The sequence below is a fragment of the Synechococcus sp. BA-124 BA4 genome, assembly GCF_034931165.1.
Genome location: NZ_JAYGIA010000008.1, coordinates 1 through 21,987, shown reverse-complemented (window position 1 = coordinate 21,987; position 21,987 = coordinate 1). Strand labels below are relative to the sequence as shown.

Annotated in this window: 24 protein-coding genes and 1 pseudogene; 11 read left to right on the top strand and 14 right to left on the bottom strand. The window is 65.1% G+C overall.

Features of this window, described 5'->3' with window-relative positions:
• Positions 1-67: 67 nt before the first annotated feature.
• Positions 68-1,195 carry an alpha/beta hydrolase gene (locus tag VB734_RS01595; protein ID WP_322781475.1) on the bottom strand — a complete coding sequence of 376 codons (1,128 nt, stop codon included), beginning with the start codon at positions 1,193-1,195 and terminating at the stop codon, positions 68-70.
• Between the two features lie 510 nt (positions 1,196-1,705).
• On the opposite strand from VB734_RS01595, the gene VB734_RS01590 reads away from it, so the two are divergent.
• Together VB734_RS01590 and VB734_RS01585 are read left to right on the top strand one after the other, a co-directional pair.
• Positions 1,706-3,238, top strand: coding sequence for a serine hydrolase (locus VB734_RS01590; protein WP_322781476.1), 1,533 nt, complete (start codon positions 1,706-1,708; stop codon positions 3,236-3,238).
• Positions 3,235-4,371, top strand: a complete 1,137-nt coding sequence (locus VB734_RS01585; RefSeq protein ID WP_197164404.1) for an SDR family NAD(P)-dependent oxidoreductase — start codon at positions 3,235-3,237, stop codon at positions 4,369-4,371. The genes VB734_RS01590 and VB734_RS01585 overlap by 4 nt, the downstream gene beginning before the upstream one ends.
• A 207-nt stretch (positions 4,372-4,578) precedes the next feature.
• On the opposite strand, the gene def is transcribed toward VB734_RS01585, so the two are convergent.
• The 3 genes from def to VB734_RS01570 all read right to left on the bottom strand — a co-directional run bounded on the left by def (position 4,579) and on the right by VB734_RS01570 (position 8,168).
• Positions 4,579-5,250: a peptide deformylase gene (def, locus tag VB734_RS01580; protein WP_322781477.1), complete on the bottom strand. Its 672-nt coding sequence runs from the start codon at positions 5,248-5,250 to the stop codon at positions 4,579-4,581.
• 24 nt (positions 5,251-5,274) lie between these two features.
• Positions 5,275-5,646 carry an AbrB family transcriptional regulator gene (locus VB734_RS01575; protein WP_322781478.1) on the bottom strand — a complete coding sequence of 124 codons (372 nt, stop codon included), beginning with the start codon at positions 5,644-5,646 and terminating at the stop codon, positions 5,275-5,277.
• A gap of 236 nt (positions 5,647-5,882) precedes the next feature.
• Positions 5,883-8,168 (bottom strand): ATP-dependent RecD-like DNA helicase, encoded by a 2,286-nt coding sequence (locus tag VB734_RS01570; RefSeq protein ID WP_322781479.1) that lies wholly within the window; start codon positions 8,166-8,168, stop codon positions 5,883-5,885.
• Between the two features lie 499 nt (positions 8,169-8,667).
• On the opposite strand from VB734_RS01570, the gene VB734_RS01565 reads away from it, so the two are divergent.
• Positions 8,668-9,462, top strand: coding sequence for a glycosyltransferase (locus tag VB734_RS01565; RefSeq protein WP_197164412.1), 795 nt, complete (start codon positions 8,668-8,670; stop codon positions 9,460-9,462).
• 106 nt (positions 9,463-9,568) lie between these two features.
• Here the strand turns inward: VB734_RS01565 and VB734_RS01560 are convergent, their stop codons facing one another.
• Positions 9,569-9,745 carry a DUF2256 domain-containing protein gene (locus VB734_RS01560; protein WP_322781480.1) on the bottom strand — a complete coding sequence of 59 codons (177 nt, stop codon included), beginning with the start codon at positions 9,743-9,745 and terminating at the stop codon, positions 9,569-9,571.
• Between the two features lie 101 nt (positions 9,746-9,846).
• Between VB734_RS01560 and VB734_RS01555 the strand changes: the two genes are divergently transcribed.
• Positions 9,847-10,113: a hypothetical protein gene (locus VB734_RS01555; protein ID WP_197164416.1), complete on the top strand. Its 267-nt coding sequence runs from the start codon at positions 9,847-9,849 to the stop codon at positions 10,111-10,113.
• Between the two features lie 325 nt (positions 10,114-10,438).
• On the opposite strand, the gene VB734_RS01550 is transcribed toward VB734_RS01555, so the two are convergent.
• Complete coding sequence (locus VB734_RS01550; protein WP_322781481.1) at positions 10,439-11,965, bottom strand: cryptochrome/deoxyribodipyrimidine photo-lyase family protein; 1,527 nt, start codon at positions 11,963-11,965, stop codon at positions 10,439-10,441.
• Between the two features lie 72 nt (positions 11,966-12,037).
• Complete coding sequence (locus VB734_RS01545) at positions 12,038-12,538, bottom strand: thermonuclease family protein (RefSeq protein WP_322781482.1); 501 nt, start codon at positions 12,536-12,538, stop codon at positions 12,038-12,040.
• Positions 12,539-12,609: 71 nt separating this feature from the next.
• Here VB734_RS01545 and VB734_RS01540 point away from each other — a divergent pair, with 71 nt between their 5' ends.
• The gene (locus VB734_RS01540) at positions 12,610-14,148 is read left to right on the top strand and encodes a SulP family inorganic anion transporter (RefSeq protein ID WP_322781483.1); all 1,539 of its coding nucleotides are present in this window, start codon (positions 12,610-12,612) and stop codon (positions 14,146-14,148) included.
• Positions 14,149-14,175: 27 nt separating this feature from the next.
• Here the strand turns inward: VB734_RS01540 and VB734_RS01535 are convergent, their stop codons facing one another.
• Entirely contained in the window at positions 14,176-14,601 is a 426-nt protein-coding gene (locus VB734_RS01535) for a heavy metal-responsive transcriptional regulator (RefSeq protein ID WP_231594748.1), read from the bottom strand.
• Positions 14,602-14,664: 63 nt separating this feature from the next.
• Here VB734_RS01535 and VB734_RS01530 point away from each other — a divergent pair, with 63 nt between their 5' ends.
• The 3 genes from VB734_RS01530 to VB734_RS01520 are packed head-to-tail and all read left to right on the top strand — an operon-like array spanning position 14,665 to position 15,424.
• On the top strand, positions 14,665-14,907 hold the full coding sequence (locus VB734_RS01530) for a DUF3721 domain-containing protein (RefSeq protein WP_197164424.1): 243 nt from the start codon (positions 14,665-14,667) through the stop codon (positions 14,905-14,907).
• Between the two features lie 26 nt (positions 14,908-14,933).
• A complete protein-coding gene (locus VB734_RS01525; RefSeq protein ID WP_231594749.1) occupies positions 14,934-15,149 on the top strand; it encodes a DUF3721 domain-containing protein in 216 nt (71 codons plus the stop codon).
• Positions 15,146-15,424 carry a hypothetical protein gene (locus VB734_RS01520; protein WP_197164428.1) on the top strand — a complete coding sequence of 93 codons (279 nt, stop codon included), beginning with the start codon at positions 15,146-15,148 and terminating at the stop codon, positions 15,422-15,424. Before VB734_RS01525 ends, VB734_RS01520 begins: the two co-directional genes overlap by 4 nt.
• Before the next feature lie 47 nt (positions 15,425-15,471).
• Here the strand turns inward: VB734_RS01520 and VB734_RS01515 are convergent, their stop codons facing one another.
• The 3 genes from VB734_RS01515 to VB734_RS01505 form a co-directional block, all read right to left on the bottom strand.
• A complete protein-coding gene (locus VB734_RS01515) occupies positions 15,472-16,167 on the bottom strand; it encodes a DUF305 domain-containing protein (RefSeq protein WP_197164429.1) in 696 nt (231 codons plus the stop codon).
• A gap of 116 nt (positions 16,168-16,283) precedes the next feature.
• Complete coding sequence (locus VB734_RS01510; protein ID WP_197164431.1) at positions 16,284-16,910, bottom strand: hypothetical protein; 627 nt, start codon at positions 16,908-16,910, stop codon at positions 16,284-16,286.
• Positions 16,911-16,932: 22 nt separating this feature from the next.
• Positions 16,933-17,988: a mechanosensitive ion channel family protein gene (locus VB734_RS01505; protein ID WP_322781485.1), complete on the bottom strand. Its 1,056-nt coding sequence runs from the start codon at positions 17,986-17,988 to the stop codon at positions 16,933-16,935.
• 136 nt (positions 17,989-18,124) lie between these two features.
• On the opposite strand from VB734_RS01505, the gene VB734_RS01500 reads away from it, so the two are divergent.
• Positions 18,125-18,520, top strand: coding sequence for a hypothetical protein (locus tag VB734_RS01500; RefSeq protein ID WP_197164435.1), 396 nt, complete (start codon positions 18,125-18,127; stop codon positions 18,518-18,520).
• Here VB734_RS01500 and VB734_RS01495 read toward each other — a convergent pair.
• Genes VB734_RS01495 through VB734_RS01485 form a run of 3 tightly spaced genes read right to left on the bottom strand, consistent with a single transcriptional unit; the run spans position 18,502 to position 20,718 of the window.
• The gene (locus tag VB734_RS01495; RefSeq protein WP_231594753.1) at positions 18,502-19,746 is read right to left on the bottom strand and encodes an NAD(P)-binding protein; all 1,245 of its coding nucleotides are present in this window, start codon (positions 19,744-19,746) and stop codon (positions 18,502-18,504) included. The two genes, VB734_RS01500 and VB734_RS01495, sit on opposite strands and share 19 nt — an antisense overlap.
• Before the next feature lie 36 nt (positions 19,747-19,782).
• Positions 19,783-20,004 carry a hypothetical protein gene (locus VB734_RS01490; protein WP_197164437.1) on the bottom strand — a complete coding sequence of 74 codons (222 nt, stop codon included), beginning with the start codon at positions 20,002-20,004 and terminating at the stop codon, positions 19,783-19,785.
• A 39-nt stretch (positions 20,005-20,043) separates the two neighbouring features.
• Positions 20,044-20,718, bottom strand: coding sequence for a class I SAM-dependent methyltransferase (locus tag VB734_RS01485; protein ID WP_197166895.1), 675 nt, complete (start codon positions 20,716-20,718; stop codon positions 20,044-20,046).
• 183 nt (positions 20,719-20,901) lie between these two features.
• Between VB734_RS01485 and VB734_RS01480 the strand changes: the two genes are divergently transcribed.
• Together VB734_RS01480 and VB734_RS01475 are read left to right on the top strand one after the other, a co-directional pair.
• Positions 20,902-21,390 (top strand): LexA family protein, encoded by a 489-nt coding sequence (locus VB734_RS01480; protein ID WP_231594754.1) that lies wholly within the window; start codon positions 20,902-20,904, stop codon positions 21,388-21,390.
• Positions 21,391-21,398: 8 nt separating this feature from the next.
• Positions 21,399-21,987, top strand: a pseudogene (locus tag VB734_RS01475) (Y-family DNA polymerase); the annotation flags it as partial.

Below are 21,987 nucleotides of genomic sequence, written 5' to 3'. Positions count from 1 at the left end.
CAGGGATGAGCTGACAAGAGACGTCCACAGAGAGTTCGATCTCTTTTGCTGAGACAAGGTATAGAGATCAACGTTTCAGAGCAGCAAGAATGGCCGCCCCCGTGCTGCTTCCAGGCTCTCCGATACTCGTGTGCATACCTTTATGGTCATATGGATGAGCCGAAAGAGAGGCGTTGAAAGCCCTGCAATCATTGAGTGCACTGGCGAACGACCTGATTTCAGACTGCTGTTTTTCGGGCCGTTGGGTTGAATACATAATCATCACATCGGTTGGTGATGATTTCTTCGGGCATGATGTCCTGACAAGCTGAGCGGGGACCCATTCGGCAAGAAGGGAATTTTTGCCCGATCCGCTCATGGCACTTTGTCCAAAAATAGTGGCCAGACTATCTTTGTATCGCGCTACTTTGCCTGTATACCAGTTAGAATCGTTTAGAATGAATTTTTGGTAAGTATCTGCAGTTGCTCGATATCGCGGACTGGTGGCAGTCAGCGCTGCCAGATATGCTCCAGCTGAATGTCCAATCATGGCAGCATCCTTCATGGTGCATGAAGGTCTGATTTTACTGAGATTGCCTTCAAGCCATGCCGTGGCGGAAGAAAGCGCAGACATCTGCTGCTCGATCAATCCGTTGACAGGACGTCCATAGACCGGGTAGTTCAGGGAGACAAGACAGAAGCCATTGCGATTCATAAGGTCTGGCATGGAACCGACACTTCTTTTATCGCCTCTCATCAGAGATCCTCCATGAACATAAACAAGAGTCGGGCAAGGTGAGCCAGAAGACTGCCTACAGGCAAAAATATCGAGGGTATTACTGCCCGCAGGAGCACCAGGAATCAATGGCGAGTAGGCCAAACCACTTGTAGACACATTGACTGGTTTAGATGCTGCAGATTGCCTATTTCCCTGAACGCGACGCTTGAACGACCTTGCCATCGCGCAACTTGAGAGCATGGTCTCCATCAGCAGAAACATGGCCAGCAGAAGCAGAGAGAACCTCCATCTGATTCTGGGCCGACGGCAACCATTCTCGGTTGAGAGAATAGCAGGGATTGCGTCGAACAAAGCGCCGGATTGCGATTGTTTTTTTGGTTCCAGTTCAATACATGAACACTCGGATTTCATCATGATTTGACCTGACATGTCGCCTCCATTGATCTCAGTTTTCTGAGTTCTCGGTTTGAACACCATCATGTTCGAGTGCTTCATTCGGGCATCGTACCTGGCATGGTGAAAGAACAATGGAGCCGGCTGCTGTGTGTGGACCGGTCTGTGACCCTGGTGGTGAGCCACCTCCTCCCCTGATCCATGAGCACGATCCGTTCCCACCACTGACTACTCCGGGCTGAATCAGCTCCTGGAGGACCCCACCGCTGGGACGTTCTCCCCTGAGCTTCGGTTGGAGTTGGTCACAGCTCCGTCGCAATGAATTCACCCCGGAGGCCGCCCTCAGGACGAACCCCGAACGGAATCCGAAGGTCAATCCTGCAGGGGAGCGACACGATCGATAGCGTGGGCTTGCTTGAACCCGTCATGAACCCGTCGTTGTCCCCTGGTGCACACTCAATGCCTGGTGGTCCCGGGCTCGATGATCCGAGTTCTGGTTCCGTGCAACGGCGTCACCAGGTGGCGAGGCTGGCAGCGCTGGTTCTGGTCCTTGGCGCGATTGGTCAAGGGCCATCGCTGAAGGCCGCCGAAGCCATGGCCGGTCCGCCTCCGCCGCCGCGGCTGGTGACCACGGCCAAGATCTCGGCAGCACTGCCGAAGCTCGATGCCCTCGCCACCAGGATCCTGCAGCGAACGGGAGTTCCCGGCATGGCGATCGCCGTGGTTCACGACGACCGGGTGGTGTTTCTCAGGGGCTATGGGCAGCGTGAGGTAGGCATGGCCGGGGCGGTGGATCCCGACACCATCTTTCAGCTGGCCTCGCTCTCGAAACCGATCGCCAGCACAGTGGTGGCGGCCCTGGTGGGGGATGGGCGCGTGCGCTGGGACGATCCGGTGATCGGTGACCTTCCCGGGTTTCGTCTCGGGCCAACCACCATCGCTGAGGAGGTGACCCTGCGAGATCTGCTCTCGCACCGCAGCGGTCTGCCCGACCACGCGGGCGACCTGCTGGAGGATATCGGCTTCGATCGCGACACCATCTTCCAGCGTCTGGGGGTGCTGCCGTTGGGAAACCGCTTCCGGGCCGTCTTCAATTACACCAACTTCGGGTTCACGGCAGGGGCCATCGCGACGGCCAACGCCAGTGGCCAGGGCTGGGAGGAGCTCTCGAAGGAACGGCTCTATCGTCCGCTGGGCATGGGCCGCACCAGCTCCAGTCACGCCGATTTCGTCGCAGCCTCCAACCGTGCCGCCCTGCATGTGCGGGAGGCAGCCACCGGAGCGGACAGCCGCCGCTGGGTGGCCCGCCACCAGAGGAACGCTGATGCCCAGTCGCCCGCCGGTGGAGTGAGCTCCACGGCGCGAGACCTGTCCCAGTGGCTGCGGCTGCAGTTGGCGGGGGGGCGACTGGGGGCAGCCGCCGGAGGCCACCAGATCGTGTCTCCAGTCGCCCTCTCTGACACCCACCGCCCGCTGATCACCAGCGCGCCCTCACCCAATCCAGCGGTGTATCGCACGGGCTTCTACGGGCTGGGCTGGAACGTGAGCAGCACCGATCAGGGCGCCGTGCAGCTCAGCCACTCCGGAGGCTTCGAGCTTGGGGCCTCCACGGCGGTGTACCTGCTGCCGGGGGAGTCGCTGGGACTTGTGGTGCTCACCAACGGCCAGCCGATCGGAGTGCCTGAAACGGTGGCGCTGAGCTTCCTCGACCTGGCTCGCTTCGGCAAGGTTGAGCTCGACTATCTCAAGCCCCTGGGGGCTCTGTTCGCCGGAATCGCCCGACAGGACTACCCGCGGGTGCCCCAGCAGCCCACAGATCCAGCCCCGGCACGGCCCTTGGCGACCTACAGCGGCCGCTACAGCAACGGCTTCGTTGGAGAGATCGCCGTGAAACCCCAGGGCAGTGGCCTGGTGCTGGAACTGGGCCCGCAGCGCAGGGCCTATCCCCTCACTCACATCAGCGGCGACACCTTCCGATACCAGCCCAGCGGCGAGAACGCCTCTGGCCCCAGCGCAGTGGCCTTCAGCGTGGGTGGTGATGGACCGGCCAGCCGCGTCCAGATCGACAACTTCAACGTCGATGGCCAGGGGGTGTTCCAACGCCAGAGCCCGGCAGCCAGCCCATGAGCGACGACCCACGGACCAGCACGCTCTCCCGGCGACGGCGGATCCTGATCACCGGCGCCAGCTCCGGCATCGGCCAGCAGGCGGCCCTGCTGCTGCTGCAGGCTGGCCACAGGCTCACCCTGCCCTGCCGTGATCAGGACCGTGCCGACGCCACCCGCCAGAAGCTTCTGGGCGTCGACGGTGCCGATCTGCTCACCCCCATCTGCGATCTGGCCGATCTGAAGAGCGTCGAGCGTTGTGCCCAGGAGCTGATCGCCCACGGCACGCCGATCGACACCCTGGTGCTGAATGCCGGACTGCAGTACAGCGGCGCCGCCGAGCCACAGCGATCGGCCCAGGGGTATGAGCTCACGGTCGCGGTGAACCACCTGGCCCATCAGGCCCTGGTGATGCAGCTCCTTCCGTTGCTCGAGCGCAGCGAGTCCCCGCGGCTGGTGATCACTGCCTCGGAGGTGCATGATCCTCACTCGCCCGGCGGGCGGGTGGCTCAGGCGGCCGGTCTGGGTGATCTGGCGGGCCTCAGGACAGGTGCAGGCTTTTCAATGGTGGACGGTCACTCGCCCTTCAGCGCCGACAAGGCCTACAAGGACAGCAAGCTGTGCAACCTGCTCTTCGCCCGAGGCCTGGAGCGTCGCCTGCGCCAGCGCGGCACACCCATGTCGGTGCTGGCCTGGAGTCCGGGCCTGGTGATCCCGCGCAGCAGCGGCGGGTTCTTCCGCCAGAGTCGTCACCACAACGAATGGGGTCAGCGGCTGTTCGCCCTGGTGGCCCGTGACCTGCTGCGCCTCACGGCAACTCCTGGGCAGGCCGGGGCTCTGCTGGCGCAACTGGCCAGCTCTGCCGCCTATGGGAGACCGGAATTCAGCTATCACGTCAACCGCCTGATCGCTCCTGGGCAGCTGCGCTTCGAGTCAGCCGACCCCAGCCCCGAAGCCCAGGACGATGCCCTCGCTGACGCACTCTGGACTGTGAGCGCACAGCTGGTTGACGTGCCTGACGGGCTGTCACACCGTCCGCTCCGAGCGCCGGTTGAGGGCAGAGGCCAGTCCACCGAGACTCGTCAGCCCCAGGGCTCCACTGGCGGTGAGGAACACCAGGGTCTGCAGGACCAGGAGGAACACCCCCACGGCTGAAGCCACCTTGATCTGGATCCTCGCTTTGATCAGCAGGGTGAGCAGCAGGATCACGGCGGCCTGGAGCCCGGCGATCCGGACCGGCGCGAGGGGAGAACAGAAGGGGGCCGGGAACAGCATGAAAGGGGGGCTCGGGCTACCCATTCTGACAAGGCTGATCTGCCTTCATGGGCTGATCCAGTCCCAGGTGGGGATGGCTCACGCTGTTCAGCTGGGATCGCGGCCAGGGGCAAGCCCCTGGGCCTTCGGGCCGAACAGAGGGCCCAGATCCTCCAGCGCGGAGTGCCGCTCGAGCTGCTGGCGCATCCTGTCGAGAGTGTGCTCTGGGCTGGCTGGCGCCAGGGGTCCGGCTACCGGCAGCAGTCCGCTGGCCTCGAGTTCTTCCGTGAAGCCCAGGGACCTGGTGTCCACCAGCCGGTCCGGGAAGAGCACGCCATCGAGATGGTCGCACTCGTGCTGGACCACGCGGGCGTGAAATCCATCAACGGATCGCTCAATCGGATGGCCCTCCGCATCAAAGCCCCGATAAAGGATCCTCCGCCAGCGACTCACCTGTCCCCGCAACCCCGGAACACTGAGGCACCCCTCCCAGCCTGAAGCACGATCCCGATCAATCGGGGTGATCTCCGGATTGATGAGCACCGTTTCCGGGATCGGGGGGGCCTCCGGATAACGCGGGTTCACCGTGATTCCGAAGATCACGACTCGCAGGGGCACGGCGATCTGGGGAGCGGCCAGGCCTGCTCCAGCGCAGGCCGCCATGGTGTCCCGGAGATCCGTGATCAGGGCGTGCAGTTCAGGCGTTCCAAACCGCTCGACGGGGCGTGACACCTGACGCAGACGTGGGTCACCCAGGCGCAGGACGGTTCGTTGTGTCATGAGCGGGCCTCCAACCTGTCGTCATCACTCCTCCTCGTCAGTCCCACCCACGGGCACCAACCTGATCTGTTTGCGACCCAGCTTGATCTCGAACTCATCGCCTGGCTTGAGGTCGAGCAGGGCCGTGTAAGCCTTGCCCACCAGCAGGTTTCCGTTCCCCTGCACCGTGGCGATGTAGCTCAGTGAACGGCCACCACGCCCTTTGCTCCTTTCAGCTCCATCCCCAAGGCTGACTCCTTTCGCCTTGAGGAGTGCCTCGTAGAAGGCCGTGAAGTTCAGCTGCTCGCTGCCGTCTTTCTTGGAGCTCACATAACCTGCAGCGCGCACCAGATCGGACTTGGACGCATCGCCCAGCTCTTTCACTTTGGCGAGCAGATCAGCACCGGTCAGAGCCATGAGTTCAAACAGTCAATGGATCAATGATAACGTCCAGGCTGATGGCAATCAGACCACGAAGATACGGTTGACCGTCCTCTGCCATCGGCACAGGGGATGGACCTGGCTCAGCAAGCCCGGAGCCTGCTGAATGCAGCAATCTCGTCGCTGCGATCCCGGCGGCCAAAGGGATCTCAGGACACACACCACGGAGTCCTTGAGACGGTCGCTGGCCAGGGCTGGGAACGCTTGCAGGATCACGTTCTTACTGCCCCGGTCGAGGCCTCTGATGTGGTGAGCCATTCCGCCAGCTTGGTGAAGCGCTCTCGGCCGAGGTGATTCTTCACCGCCATCGCCAGAGCTTTTCTCTGGCCCACCAGCACCACCAGCTGTTTGCCTCGGGTGATGCCCGTGTACAGCAGATTGCGCTGAAGCATCGCGTAGTGCTGGGTGAGCAGGGGGATCACCACGGCGGGATACTCGCTGCCCTGGCTCTTGTGGATGGTGCAGGCGTAGGCCGGCACCAGATGGTCCAGTTCACCCCACCCGTAGGTCACTTCACGCCCGTCAAAGCGCACCGTCAGTTCACTGGCATCAGCGTCGATCGTTTCGACAGTGCCCACATCGCCGTTGAACACCTCCTTCTCGTAGTCGTTGGCCACCTGCATCACCTTGTCGGCTGGGGCGAACCGCCAGCCGAAACGCTCCACCTGCTCGGTGGGATCGGGGTTGAGCAGTTGCTGCAGCTCGATGTTGAGCGACCTTGACCCGCAACCACCGCGGGCCATCGGGCAGAGCACCTGCACCTGGGCGATCGGATCGAGGCCGAAACGGGCTGGGATGCGTTCGCCCACCACCTTGAGGATCAGGGCCACCGCCTGCTCGGGTGTCTCGGCGGGAAGGAAATAGAAGTCGGTGGTGGCTTCAGCCGGCGGCGGCCGCAGATCGGGGATGGTGCCGGCATTGATGGCGTGGGCGGTGGTGATGATGCGGCTGGAGGCCGCCTGGCGGAACACCTCCGTGAGCCGGGCCACCGGCAGCGCGGCGCTGTTGATCAGATCGGCGAGCACCTGGCCGGGCCCCACCGAGGGCAGCTGGTCGACGTCGCCCACCAGCAGCACAGCCGCCTCGGGTGGCAGGGCCTCAAGCAGGGAGGCCATCAATGGCACATCCACCATCGAGGTTTCATCCACCACCAGCAGATCGCACTCCAGCGGCAGCTCGGCGTTGCGCTTGAACCCGAAGGCCGCCGGGTCGAACTCCAGCAGCCGGTGGATCGTTTTCGCGTCCAGTCCGGTGGTTTCCGCCATCCGCTTGGCGGCACGACCGGTGGGGGCGCAGAGCAGGATGCGCAGCTTCTTGGCCGCCAGGATGCGCAGGATGGCGTTGATCAAGGTGGTCTTCCCCACCCCCGGCCCGCCGGTGATCACCAGAACCTTGGACGCCAGCGCCTGCTCCACCGCCACCTTCTGACTGGCGGCCAGCTCAAGGCCCAGGCGTTGCTCCACCCAGGGAATCGCCTTGCCGGACTCGATCGTTCTCCAGGGCGGGCGGCCCTGGGCCAGCGCCTGGAGGACTGCCGCGATTCGGCGTTCATCGCGGTGCAGATTGGAGAGGAAGATCGCCGGCTCACCGGCGAGGGTGTCGGCCACAACGGAGCCCTCGCTCAGCTCCAAATCCAGGGCGCTCTCGATCAGGCCGCTCTCCAGGGGCACCCGAGAGGTGGCGCCGGTCTCATCAAGGGGCCCCCTGGGCCGCTCCACCGCCAGCAGCTCACCGGCCAGCTTGAGCAGCTCGGCGCTGGGCAGGCCGCAGTGGCCATCACCGCTGGCCTCCAGAAGGGCGTAACTGATTCCTGCGCGCAGGCGGATCATCGCCTCGGGCTCGATGCCCAGCCGCACGGCAATGGCATCAGCGGTGCGGAAGCCGATGCCGCGGATGTCACGGGCCAGGCGGTAAGGGTTCTCGGCCATCACCTGCACGGCGTCATGGCCATACGTCCTGAAGATCCGCACAGCCCGTGCGGTGCCGACGCCATGGCTGTGCAGGAAAATCATGATTTCGCGCACCACCTTCTGATCGGCCCAGGCCTGGCTGATCCGCTGACCACGCACCGGACCGATGCCGGGCACCTCCCGCAGCCGCTCCGGGGTGTGCTCGATCACCTCGAACACCTGATCGCCGAACACCGCCACCAGCTTGCTGGCATAGACCGGGCCGATGCCGCGGATCATTCCCGAGCCGAGATACTTCTCGATCCCCTCGGCAGTGGTCGGCGCCGAAGACCTGAGGACGGTGGCCTTGAACTGCTGACCGTGCTCCCGGCTGTTCGCCCAGGTGCCGCTCACGGTCACCCATTCACCGGCACTGATCTCGGCGGCATGACCCACCACCGTGACCAGCTCCCGGTGGCCGCGAGCTTTGATGCGCAGCACGCAGAAGCCGTTCTCGGCGTTGTGGAAGGTGACACGCTCGATCGAACCCGCCAGCACCTCGGTGGGTTGTGGATTCGCTCTGGCCTGATCGGACGGAGAGTCACGCACCACAGCAGGCTTCCCCCTCACCGACCCATTACAGCGTCGATCGGGACGGCCGGCTCCAGTCAGAAGCCACACGGATCTGAGAAGGAAGGCATCCAGTGCGGACAGAGAACAGGGATCAATGCTCTGAACAGATCGGCAGATTGGCTTGAGATGTACGAAGCCCTGGCGGAGCCTTGGGGATGTAACGGATTCCCTGGCCGGGATCTGACGTGCAGCTCGGAGCCACGCTGCCGGCCTGATCCATGGACCGGGAGATCATGGCCTCACCTTGAAGCCATGAAGACCAGCAACGAGGGAGATCTGGACGCGCTGAAGATGTCCCTGCAGAGGCCAGAGGCGGCCTTGAGACTGGTAGTGTCGGGTGGCATCGTCCAGGTTTGAGGGGCTGGCCCGCCGCATCGCTCCCTTCACACCGGTATCCCTTCAAGCGTTCATCTCAAGCCTCACGCCAGGAAAAGATTGAGGCTCCCGAGCCTTTTGACTCGAGACCAAGATAGGAATGAATTCCCCAGAAAACTCAATGGCCGTCAGCGTGATCACGCCAACCAGGCTACTTCAAGATCGGCTTAGCATGCTGGTGGAACTGAATCAGAGCCTGCAGAAGAACGACTGCCTGGTGGAACATGTCATCGTGATTGATGGGGCCAGTCGCTCTGGGCTCCCTGCAGCGATCAGCGACCAGGCCACAGTGATCGCAACTGATCGACCGATCGGTCAAGCTGCGGCTCGCAATCTTGGATTGGTGATTGCCCGTGGTGACTGGATCACCAGCGCTGATGATGATGACTGGCTTTATCCCCACTCCATTGATCAACGGCTAGAGGCGATCCTGTCTCAGCATGGTGCCAAGTGGTCTGCTGGATATTGCACAGATGACAGCAAAGGTGACCCTGCAATAGTGCCGCCTGGACCCAGCTACCCAGGGGATGTCTGGCGTGCCTGGCCAACACCAAAGGCCAGTATCCCATTGGGGCCGACGACGTTACTTGTTGATGCCGACCTGCTGAAGAGAGCCGGCGGCTGGATGGGGCTATCTCAAGGCGAAGATATTGGCATGATGATTGCTGTAACCTGTATGGCTCCAGGCATTATCATCGAAGCCAATGTTTACCACATCCGGCTGCATGGCGGACAAATGACCAAAACAACCTGGTTTGACGACCTGGAACTTCTCTCACGGCGATGCGCCTGGGAACGGGGTCAGCAGATTCTTTCCCAGAATCAGATACAACATGCACCTTTCAGCCCACAAAGTGCTCAAGCAGGCAGCTGGAGATCCTCAGCGGGAGAATAACTTTTCCGCAAGAGTGCAACCGTTACACAAATTAGATTGGGCATGACACGCATGTATCCCGAAGTGTTGATCCAATAGCCTGAATGCTGAATTCGGCCAGACTCATTCAATCCTTTGCACCTTGCCTGGCGGGCACGACTGGATCAAGACGGTTCCGGTTTCTACGGCAGCGATCCGAACAGTGACGGACTTCAGCCCACACATCCTTCCATTTCTTCCGCCATTGAAACGGTCGTCCGCAGACCTGGCAGGTCTTGGTGGGGCGGTCAATGTGGTGAGGCATCCAGGTGAGGCGAGAGGGCTGGAGGGAGCGGCCCTCCTGAGGGCAACCCCCACGGACAGGCCGGCGGGACGTCAGAATGTTTACATACCGCAACAAAGGCCATGACGGTTGGCGAGCTTTTCCTCGAATCCCTCTCGACCGGTGTGATCACCTATGGAGAACTGTCCTGGCTCACCGATCAGCAGGACAACTTCTCACGCGTCGAGGAGGCAACCGCGCTGAGGCTCGGGCGTCTTCTGGATCAGGGGTCCATTCAGCTGGGCTGCCGTCTTGACACAGCCAAGATTCGCCACGACATGGTCCGCGAGCACTGGATCGAGCCACTGGGACGTCACCGCCATCACGCAACTGCACCGGCAGGACGGTAAGGGTCCCTGGAGCGAGTCGTTCACTGTTGTGGCGACTCCAGCCGAAGGATTGCCGAAGCGCAACGCTGCCTGATCTGCGGCTCCGGGGACCGCAGACCAGGCAGCTGGACCGCGCTCAGATCAGCAGGGTGATGGAGAGGCTCACCAAGGCCAGCCCAGCCAGACCGGTGGCGGCAAGCAGCGAGACAGATTGAGCCATGGGGACATCCACCAGACCCCAAATCTAGAGCAATCCTTAAAGCGTGCAATCACTCCGTCCTGCCAGCGCAGCAAACCGTCACGGCTGTGCAAGTGCTGTTCCGGGCGGCTGACCTGGCCACGGGACTCAGGCCAGATCCAGATCAAGCGGCAGCTGAATCTGCTGACCGGTCGGTGGGCGAGGGCTGGATCGGCGATGACGACTGTCCCGAGTGGAAGTCAGGCCGGAGCGGCGGGATCCGTGCCTGTGCTGAATCGCATCGGCCAGCTCCGCGAAGCCCCGCTCCTGCCTGGCGGCCCAGATCCGCGCACGGGCCTCCCGGGCCGCGTCATCGGTCTTCACGATCGGCACGGGGTAGTGCACCCCGAGCACGCAGCCCACGCGCTGCTGGGTGACAACCGCCATCGTCCACGGCTCATGGAGGTGCACGGCCGGCACGCCAGCCAGTTCCGGCAGCCACTGGCGGATGAACGCACCGCGGGGATCGTGATCCTGGCCCTGCTTGACCGGGTTGTAGATCCGGATCGTGTTGATGCCCGTGGTGCCCGACTGCATCTGACACTGGCTCCAGTGGATGCCGGGCTCGTAATCGACGAACAGGCGGGCCAGATGCAGTCCGCTCTCCCGCCACGGCAGCCACAGGTGATAGCTGGCCACCGACATCAGCATCGCCCGCATGCGGAAGTTGATCCAGCCGGTGGCGATCAGGGCCCGCATGCAGGCATCCACGAACGGCAGTCCGGTGCGTCCCTCGGCCCAGGCCGCCAGCCGCCCGGGGTCGCTGATGCGCAGGCCGGCGGTGAGCGGATGGAGCTCACGGAACTCCAGATCCGGCTGGCTTTCGAGCTTCTGGATGAAGTGGCAGTGCCAGTGCAACCGTGCCTCGAAACCCATCGGCGCAGCTCCACTCCTGCGGCTGCGCTGCACCACCTCGCGCATCGACAGGGTGCCCCAGGCGAAGTGGGGAGACAGACGCGAACAACTCTCGAATGCCGTGAGCGGGCTGGACAGCTCACGGTGGTAGCGAGCCCCCCGCCCATTCAGAAAACTCTCCAGAACGGCCAGCCCCGCCGCTCTCCCCCCGATCTGTCGGCCCGGACAGGGGTCAGCCGTCAGTCCCAGGTCGCTGGCCGAGGGGATGGCGCCGGGATCCAGGCCATGCAGCGGCTGCATGGCATCCGGCGGCGGAGCCACCGGCTCGGCCATGCGCGCCTCCCACCGTCGTGCCCAGCCGTTGCGGTTGTCCAACCGGCGGATCACGCCGAACGTGGGGATCTCGATCCAGGGGATGGAATGGATCCTGGCCCAGCGGGCCACGCGCCGGTCGCGGGCATAGGTCCAGCCGTTGCCGGTTTCCTCGTGGCTCCAGAGGCCCGCGATGCCGAACCGGCGGCGGATCTGCTCCAGCACCTCCTCGACCGTGCCGATCCGCAGCACCAGCGGCTGGCCCAGACCGGACAGAACCCGGCGCAGGTCCTCCAGGCTCTCGGCACAGAAGGCCCACTGCCGGGCAGAGACATCGCTCTGGCGCCACAGGTCAGGCTCCACCACCACCAGGGGCAACACAGGGCCACGACAACTGGCCTGCACCAGCGGTTGGTGATCGGCCGCCCGCAGATCCCTCTTGAACCAGACGACCTGAACCGGACCCATGGGCCCAACCCTATCCATCTCCGCCAGAGCGTCGGCAGACCCGGGACCAGAACAGCCGCAGGGTTGGTCTGATCAACGGCGGCTCCTGACCCGCCGGAAGTCCCACGGCCGCATGATGCCCCCGGGCATCTGCCACACCCCACGGCGACGACGCATCGCCCGGTCTTCGGCGTCGAGATACTCCCTGGCGTCGCAGCTGGCCAGATAACGGCGGAAGGCGAAGGCCTCGCCGTCTTCCACCATCGCCAGGCCGAGGTTGGTCTCGCCGATCACTTCGGCCACCAGGCGACCGAAGCGATCCACGGTCTGGGGCCTGAGGCTGACGCTGGAGCCGATCTTCAGGCGCATCCTGAGGTAGCGGTGGGCCCTGGCGCCATCGGGGGCCTGGTCCAGCTCGGGGGCATCGATGCAGGCCAGACGCACGCTGATCCGGCGCGGGCCCTGCTGCACTCGGATCGTGTCGCCATCCCCGATCGAGAGCACCGTGGCGCGGCCATCGGCCAGGGCCATGGCCACCAGAGCCGGACCCGGCAACCGCTGCAGGACCAGAAGCAGGCCAGGGATCAGGAGCATCTCGCCGGAACCACCTCGGTGGAGGCCAACCTGCAGGATGCCTGCAGTCCGCACCGCGTCGCCTTCCGTCGATGACCCTCTCCCTCAAGGAGTGGTGGGGCCTGCCCCATCGCGACATCCTCTCGGGCCTGGTGGTGGCCTTCGCGATGATTCCGGAGGCGATCGCCTTCTCCGGCATCGCCGGTGTCGATCCCAGCGTGGGTCTGTTCGGGGCCTTTCTGCTGGCGGTCACCCTGGCGGTGGTGGGCGGCCGCACGGCGATGATCACCTCCGCCACCGGCTCCACCGCCCTGCTGATGACGGGGCTGGTGCAGCAGGGCGATGCCCTTGGCGCCGGACTCGGACTTCAGTACCTCCTCGCCGCTGGCCTGCTGACTGGAGTGCTCCAGATCGCCTGGGGTTATCTGCGGCTGGCCCAGCAGATGCGCTTCGTACCGCAGCCGGTGATGGCAGGGTTCGTGAACGCCCTGGCGATCCTGATCCTGCTGGCCCAGTTGCCCCAGCTCGGCCTTGATCTCTTTCATCCGGAAGCCGTGGCGGTGCAACCGGACCAGCTGCCGGCGGTCTGGGGGGTGATCGGACTCACCCTGCTGATCATCTATGTCCTGCCGCGCCTCACCCGGGCGGTGCCCTCGGCCCTGATCGCCATCCTGATCACCACCGGCCTGTCGATCAACCTCCAGCTGGATCTGCCCACGGTCTCAAGCCTGGGCCGCCTGCCCACGGGTCTGCCCCGCTTCGCCCTGCCGGACGTGCCCTTCAGCCTCGACACCCTCGGGCTGATCCTGCCCACGGCCCTGGCGATCTCACTGGTGGGTCTGATGGAAACCTTCCTCACCCAGGACATCCTCGACGATCTCACCGATGAGACCAGCCACAAGAACCGCGAGGCCCGGGGACAGGGCATCGGCAACATCGTGAGCTCGCTGTTCGGCGGCATGGCCGGCTGTGCCCTGGTGGGGCAGTCGGTGATGAACGTGGGCTACGGCGGCCGCACCCGCCTCTCCACCCTCACCTCAGGGGTGAGCCTGCTGGCGATGATCCTGCTGGCGCGCGACTGGGTGAATCAGATCCCGATGGCCACCCTGGTGGGCGTGATGATCATGATCGCCATCAACACGGCCAATTTCGGCTCGATCACCGGGATCGGCAAGATCCCCAGGAGCGACACGGCCGTGATGCTGCTCACCGTGGGCATCACGGTGCTGACCCACAACCTGGCCATCGGCCTGCTCGCCGGTGTGGCCCTCGCCGCGATTCTGTTCAGCCGCAAGGTGGCCAAGGTGATCGATGTGGACAGCCGCCTGGATGCACCCGATCACCGCGTCTACACGGTGCGCGGTCAGCTGTTCTTCGTGAGCAGCATCTACTTCCGTGCGGGTTTCGAAGTCCACGAACATCCGGCCCGGGTCACGATCGACATGGCCGAGGCCCACATCTGGGATCAGAGCGGTGTCACCGTGCTCGATCAGGTGATCCGCCGGCTCAAGCTCGGCGGCAGTGCCGTGGAGGTGATCAACCTCAACCGCGAAAGCACCGATCTGTTCGCCCGCATCGGAGTGGCGCAGGAGGCAGGCGGGCGAGGAGGGGAACCGGGTCCGCTGCACTGAATCCTGGTGCCTGCTCGGGATACAAGCTCACAGCCTCAGGTTCGGGCAGATCAGATCGTCCTCCCGGGCGGGGTCGCTGCGCCAGCCCGCCAGCAATCCCTCCAGCTCGGTCCTGAGCTCCCCGAGGTCGTGGATCTGCCGCTCGATGCGCTCGATCTGGTGGTTGAGCATCACCTGGATGTCCTGGCAGGGCAGCTTGCCGGCATCATGCACCGACAGGCAGCTCTGAATCTCCTCCAGGGAAAGCCCGAGGGTCTTGAGCCGGCGAATGAACTCCAGGCGACGCAGGCTCTGCTCACTGAACAGACGGTAGCCACCCTCGGTGCGGCCGATCGCCGGCAGCAGACCCAGGTCTTCGTAGTAGCGCAGGGTTTTCACCGGCAGACCACTGCGGGCAGCCAGGGCGCCGATCTTCATGGCCTCGCCCGGTGCCTGGTGCAGGGCGGTCTGCATCGGCTTGACTCTCCACTCCTCAGGAGACTCTAAGCTCGCATCACCCTCCTCCATCCCCTGCCCATGCCGCGCCTCGGTCTGGTTCTGCTCCTTTCAGCGGGCCTGGGGACCGCTTCGCTGACCCTTGCATCGCCTGCGGCCCGCGGGCAGGCCAACGACATGTTCCCCACCAAGGCAGCTGCTGAACAACGGGCCAGGACACTCTCCTGCAGCGGTGTCTTTGCGATGGGCAGGGAGTGGATGCCCTGCAGCTCCTTCGACGCCTATCAGAAGGCGGTTCAGAAGGCGGACTCGAAATCGAGATGAACTCAGGAACGCCTCAACCCGTGGCCATGGCGATGCCCGTTGTGCTCGTCCTGATGGCCGCCGCGGTCCCCTGGCTCGATCCGGCTCCCGCCGGAGCGCACGCCAAAGGGATGTACAGGACCCGTCAGGAGGCCGAACGCCGCGCCAGCCAACTGAACTGCAAGGGGGTGTTCGCCATGGGCGGCGCCTGGATGCCCTGCGCCAATGAGCAGGCGCTGCACAAGGCGCTGCAGAATGAATGAGAACCCGCCATCAACTGCGCCGCCTGCACCGTGCCCTCGTGCCCCTGGCGGCCCTGCCGATCATCCTCACCGCCCTCTCCGGGTCCCTTTACGGACTGCTCTCGGCCCGGGAGATCGAGGCCTTCTGGTTGATGAAGCTGCACACCGGCAACTTCGGGCTGATCAACCTGCAGCCCTGGTACTCCGCCATCCTCGGCCTGCTCACCCTGGTGGTGGCCGGCTCGGGTCTGGGCCTGCTGATCGGTGCGCGTCGGGGCCAAAGCCCCCAGAACTGAACGTCCATGAGACCTCCTGACCGGAGCAAGCCGGACCGGAGTTGTGCTCAGAGCCGGAAGAGAGCGTCGAACTTGTGATACTCCGGCTTGTGCAGTCCCTCAAACGCGAGCATGCGTCTCAGCTCGATGATCTCGGCCCGCTGGGCGAGGATCACGTCCCGGGCGAAGCGCCGGATGGTGGTGTTGGTGCTCTTGGCCAGGGCGTCATGGGCCATCTTCAGCGCCCCACCGTGGTGCTCGAGCATGCCTTCGAGGAACCACACCACCCGGTTCTCCCTGGTGGGTCCGGAGCCCATCATGCGCATCCCCTCGATCTGGGACTGACTCATGCGCGTGAGGCCCGACAGGCTGTCGGGATCACCGCCGGGCGCCAGCGCCACGGGGTACACCGGCGCCTGGGGATACCAGGCCTTGCGCCACAGCCCCATCGCCCGGATCTCATCGGCCTGATCGCGCCAGATCCTCCTGCCGAGGGCACCGACGCCGGGCTGGCCGATGTCGAAGACGACTTCGCTCATGCGCAGCGCACCGGTGTGGTGCTGAACCATGCCGTCGAGGAAGCGCAGGTCGTAGGTGGCACCGGCGGGGCCCACGTCATGGACGTGGTCACCATGGTCCACGGGCATCGAGTGGTCATGATGCCGGTGATCCATGCCGGGATCCATCTGCGCCCGGGCGGCCGGAGCCATCAGGGCAACTGCGCCGAGGCTGATCAGCAGGACAGGGAGCGAGGAGTGGCGCATCGCTGGAGAACAGAGCAGGCCAACCGTATGGTCTCCACTCCACTGGAGAGTCAAGCCCTCGCTGCCGTGCCCAGCAGGTGACAACTCGAGACGTGGAGCGGCTGAGGCCTGGCCACTCAGCGCTGGAGCTGACGCAGTTGAGCCGGGGCAGGTGTCACACTCCAGGCCATCAGGCTGGTTTCCAGTGTCGGGCCATTGGCCGCGAGCCAGTCGCCCGCCGAGTCGGCCGCCCTGGCTCCGTAGGCACGGTGGGAGCGCACCACCACGACCCCGACGCCATCCACCAGCACCACCCGGGCCAGCACCGCCTCCACCAGACCGGGTGCCTGCAGCAGGGCCACGATCAGGTGCTCCGCCGGTCGGGCATCCGTTCTGGGCCGTGACGCCGTGCGGATGACCCTGCCGGCCCGGCGGTAATTGGCAAGCACCCCGTTGGCCAGGCCCGCCAGCTGGTCACCGTTACGCACGCTCTCGTGCACGTTCAGGGTCACCATGTCACGCCAGGTGGTCAGGTTGCCCTGCCCCTCAGGGGTGAACTCATGCTGCCCACCGGCGGTGAAGCGATGCCAGTAGCGCTGGCCTCCAAAGCTGAGGGAGTCCCCCCTGGAAGCGGCAGCGGCGGGATCGGATTCGACGGCCTGGCTCCAGACGGGGAGTGGCCGCAGCCCCTGAGCGACGGCACTGGCCAGGGCAGCCGTGAGCATCAGCGCCCCCAGCCCGGTCGTGGTGCGTCGTGCGTTCATGGGCCAACCGCACGATGGAGCTTCAACCGACGGCCAGAGCCACCTCCCTGGTCGCCACCCGGGAAGATTCCAGAAAGAGTGTCTGACTGGGATAGGCGAACTCAATGTCGTGCTTCTGGAAGGTTTCCATGATGGCGTGGTTGATCTCCTGCTGCACATCCAGGAACAGGACCATATCGGCATCGGGAATGAAATAGACGAATTCGAATTCCAGGGCGCTGTCGGCGAAACGCGTGAAATGACAGCGATCGAATTCCGCCGGGCGCTTGGAGCGGATCGCCGCCTCAACCAGGGCGGGAATCGCCTTGACCGTTTCGACCGACGTCTGATAGACCACACCGATCGTGGTGGCTACCCGCCGCTTGGGCAGATCCCCGTAATTCTGGATCACCTTTCCCAGCAGATCTTCATTGCTGATCACGATGCGTTCGCCGCTGAGGCTGCGGATAATTGTGGAGCGGATTCCCACCCCTTCCACCGTCCCCAGGACGTCATCAAAACAGATGAACTGCCCGATTCGGAAGGGTTCATCGAAGAGAATGGTGAGGTAGTTCAGGAAGTTGGAGATCGGCCCCTTCAGCGCCAGGCCCACGCCGATGCCGGCCCCCGCCAGAGAGGCATAGATGGCACCCATCTGAACGCCCTGGTTCTGCAGAAACACCAGCAGGCCCAGGATCCACACGCCTGAGCGAATCATTGGCTCGAGGCCCCGCAGCACCGAGAGCTGGTTCTCACGCCTGAGGCGGCGCAGGGAGCGATCGAGCAGCAACAGCAGCACCCGATTGAGCAGCCGCACGATCAGCACGATGGCCAGGAAGAGCATGACCGCTGCGAGCATGCGATCGACACCCTCGCCGAAGTTGAGCGCCTCGACATCAGCCACCAGCGAGCGCCAACCCCACCAGAACGCGCCGAGGTAACCGATGGGGGCGGCGGTGGTCAGCACCGAGCGCAACAGTTGATCGTCCGTGTCACCAGGAGTTCTTCTGGCCAGACGCATCAACCAACCACCCGTCAACCGCAGCGACACCAGCACCAGGGCGCTGCCCAGCACTGCTTTCGCTGTGGCGATCAGCAACGAGATACCGAATTCCGCCATAAGCAATTCTTGATAATTCGTCAGGGTAACAAACTTTTTCCGCCATTGCGCCACGCCATCCCAACGCCTCAGCAACGCCCCATACACTTCACCGGCAAGACCTGAGGGTGATGCGGTGGTGATCAGACTCCTCAGCCTGATGGCCGCCGGCTGGCTGCTGAGCTCCTCGGCCCTGGCGCAGGACGTCCTGAGCTGCACGACCCTGCAGGAGCGTTACCAGGCCCTTGCCGATCAGGCGTTGCAGCAGGAAATTCTTCTGCTCAAAGCCGTGCGCCAGCGCCTCTGCCCCGCCATCAGCCAGCAGGCCGAGTCGGCCCAGCCCGGGACGGAGCCGATCGACTTCGACGCCCTGCTCAGCTGCCGTCATCGCGCCGAAGCTGAACTGCAGGCCACACGCGCACCCCTCTACCGCAACCGGCGGCACCTGGTCTTCTACACAGCCCGAGGTGCGGCCCTGGCCAGGGAGGCCGACAGCTGGCTGGAGCGCAGGGATCAGGCCGGCTGCTCCTGAACGGACACTGACGCGGACCCCATCTCCGCCAGCAACTGCTCCGCCAGCTCTTCGCCGCTGCGCAGGGCACCCTCGATCCGGCCGAGACCGGGGCCGCTGACGAAATCACCACAGAAGCCGATCCGGCTCTGCGGACAGAGCGTCAGCTCGCTGGCCAGGCCCTCTCCCTCCGGAAAAGCCGCCCCCCAGCGCATCAGCTGAGGATCGGCGCCTTCCAGCTCCAGCGATGCGATCCAGGGCTCCATCACCGCCGAGAGGGCCGAGGCAAGGGTCTCGATCAGCGCCTGCTCCCGCTGGGGCGACGAGATGACCCCGGGCAGCCGGGCCACCGAGGAGCGCGATCCGGCCACGCCGGCGTGGAGCCTGGCCACGTCAGCCGTGGAGTGGGCCACCACGGCGCAGCGTCCATCCTCCAGGGGCTGAATCGAGAGCCGCGAGAGACCCCAACGGCTCTGGGCTGCCGCCTCGAAGCTGAGCAGGCGGAAGGGAAGCCCCCGCCAGGCTTCAGCCGCGTCGGACTGGATCAGCAGCATCAGGGCACAGCGCGGACTGGTGTCGATGGCGGCGATGGCGGCGGCAGCCCGCTCCAGCCGCGGATCCCCCAGCGTTCTGACCAGCGGCTGCAAGGGTGGTTCGGGCCAGCCCAGCAGCGCCTGGCACCGGGGATGCACCAGCAGAGTGCCACTGAGCACCAGCCAGTCGGCGCCCCCCAGCCGCTGCCGCTCTTGATCGAGCAGCTCCCAGCCGCTGTCCGCGCTCCGGGCCAGATGGCGCACCAGGCAGTGGCTGTTCAGCTCGAGGCCGCTGCCACCAAGCTCCAGCAGCCCCCGGCAGAGCTGATCCATTCCGCCTCTGCCCCGGTACAGATCCCCCTGCGTGAGCGGATCGGTGCCCCCGGGGATCAGCCGGCCCTCTCCATCGAGCAGTGCCAGTGCACCGGACCAGGGCTCGACCCAGCCCCCATCGAGCAAGGAAGCCAGCAGCATTGGCGCGGGACTGCTGCTGATCGAGAGCAGTGGTGCTCCGTGATCGAGTCGCCCCAGGAGGTCGTGGCGGGAACGGCGCGTGCCGGCACGACCTCCTGGCCCCCGGCCGGATTCCCAGAGACTGATCGGCCCCTGCCAGCCCAGCCGGCGCATCCTGGCCGCCAGAGCACAACCGGACACCCCGGCACCGATCACAGCCAGCGACGGAGCAGCAGGATCACAACCTTGCCCCGGACTCAACGCCAACAGCCTCAGATCACAGGGTCACGCAGGGCCTCAGGAAGCCTGCTGGTAGAGCTGCTCAAGCCGCTCACGGCTGAGGTCGACCACCATCACCTCCTCACCGGGGCTGGGGGCTTCAGGGTGGCGACGGCGGGGCGTGGCGACCCGCTCGCTGCTGCGCAGGGTCTGGGTCATCAGGGCGAACGCGCCGCCGAGAATGACGGCGAAACAGCCCATGTACAGCAGTGGGCCGATCACGTTGACGAGGGTTGTCATGGTTTTCCGGCTTTCCAGACAGCCTAGTGTAAAGAACTGTTAACTGTGGTTGGCGCGGTGGCCGGGCCCCGGTTTCCGGGCGATCACCGCAAAGAACGGATCTCCGTGGCCCCCCAGCCAGCCCAGCGGCCCCTCCGCCCGGGTCGACTCGGCGACCAGCTCCGGCATCGGCCAGCCCTGGGCAACCAGCACCCGCACCACGTACTCCAGGTGATCCCGGTCGCTGCCGTCGGCCCAGATCTGGGGGGCCTTCTGCATGAACATCCGGTTGGAGAAGGCGACGATCAGCTGCCCCTGGGGCCGCAGGATCCGCAGCAGCTCCGCCGCGATCGCCTCCGGTTGCTGCAGGTACTGCCACCCCGCCACGATCAGCACCGCGTCCACGCTCGCGTCCGCCAGGGGCAGAACCTGGTCGCGATTGAGGTTCTGCACCCAGTGCTGATCCAGGCGCGGATTGGCCTCCAGCTCCCGGGTGTTGAGGCCATGGCCGATCACCCGCTCGTAGCGGACCTCCTCGGGGAGATGGCTGACCCAGCTGCTCATCAGGTCCAGCACCACTGCGCAGGGCGGGATCCGCTCGCGGTAGAGCGCCGTCAGCCGGTCACGGAAGGCGCCGTCGAGGTGGTGCACGAAGCGGGGCTCGGCGTAGAAGGCGGCGTCATCGGAGCGGTCGAGCTTGAAGCGCTCCGCCTCGCTCAGCACCTGCACCACCATGGCCCGCTCCCCAACGTCATCGACGCGCCCCATGCTGGCCTGGGGAGCGGAAACCACCCCATGGCCGATCAGATCGCCGCAGGGACACGGAGACCCTGCCGTCGTGCGTCTTCGGTCGTGCGGGCGCCACGCAACAGACATCAGTACACCTGAACTACTCTGGCGATCCCTGTACGGCTGCCCATGACCACCGACCCGGCCGTCGACCCAGCCGGCCACTCAGTGGCCATCACCGGCGGGTTCAGCGAACCGTTCACGCCCCTGCCCCTGCGCGAGCGGCGCCGGCCCCTGCTGCTGCCCCTGGCCGGCGACAGCGTGGCGGCCGGCTTCCCCAGTCCCGCCGACGACTACGTCGAAACCGGCATCGACCTCAACGAGCAGCTGATCGCCCGCCCCAGCAGCACCTTCTTCCTGCGCGTCAGCGGTGATTCGATGATCGGCGCCGGCATCCATCACGGCGACCTGCTGATCGTCGACCGCAGCGTCGAACCCCGCCACGGCCGGGTGGTGGTGGCGGTGCTGGACGGGGCCTTCACGCTCAAGCGCCTGGTGCGGCACCGGGGCCGGCTGCGGCTGGAGGCCGCCCATCCCGCCTATCCGCCCCTGGAGCTGAGCGATGCCGACGACACCCGCCTCTGGGGGGTCGCCATCCACGTGATCCACCCGCTCTGAGGGCGCCCATGGCCTGGGCCACCGTGCTGATCGACGGCAACAACTTCTACGCCTCCTGCGAGGCGGCGCTCGATCCATCGCTGATCGGGCGGCCGCTGGTGGTGCTCTCCAACAACGACGGCTGCATCGTGGCCCGCAGCGCCGAGGCGCGCGCCCTGGGCATCCCCATGGGCAAGCCCTACTTCCAGGTGCGGCGGGAGCTGGAGCGCCACGGGGTGGTGGTGCGCAGCTCCAACTACGCCCTCTACGCCGACATGAGCCAGCGGCTGATGCTCACCCTCGAGCCCTGGGTGGAGGAGCTGGAGATCTATTCGATCGACGAGGCCTTCGGCCGGCTGCACCGCCCCACCGCCGCTGGCCCCGAAGCCGGCGACCTCAGCGCCTGGGGGCGGGCCCTGCGCCGGCAGGTGCGGCGTCACCTGGGGCTGCCCGTGGCGGTGGGCATCGCCCCCTCCAAGGTGCTCGCCAAGCTGGCCAACAAGCTGGCCAAGGCCGATCCGGCCCACGGCGGCGTGTTCGATCTGGGGGCGCTGGCCGATCCCGACCCCTGGCTGGCGGCCGTCGCGGTCGAGGACGTCTGGGGCATCGGCCGCAGGC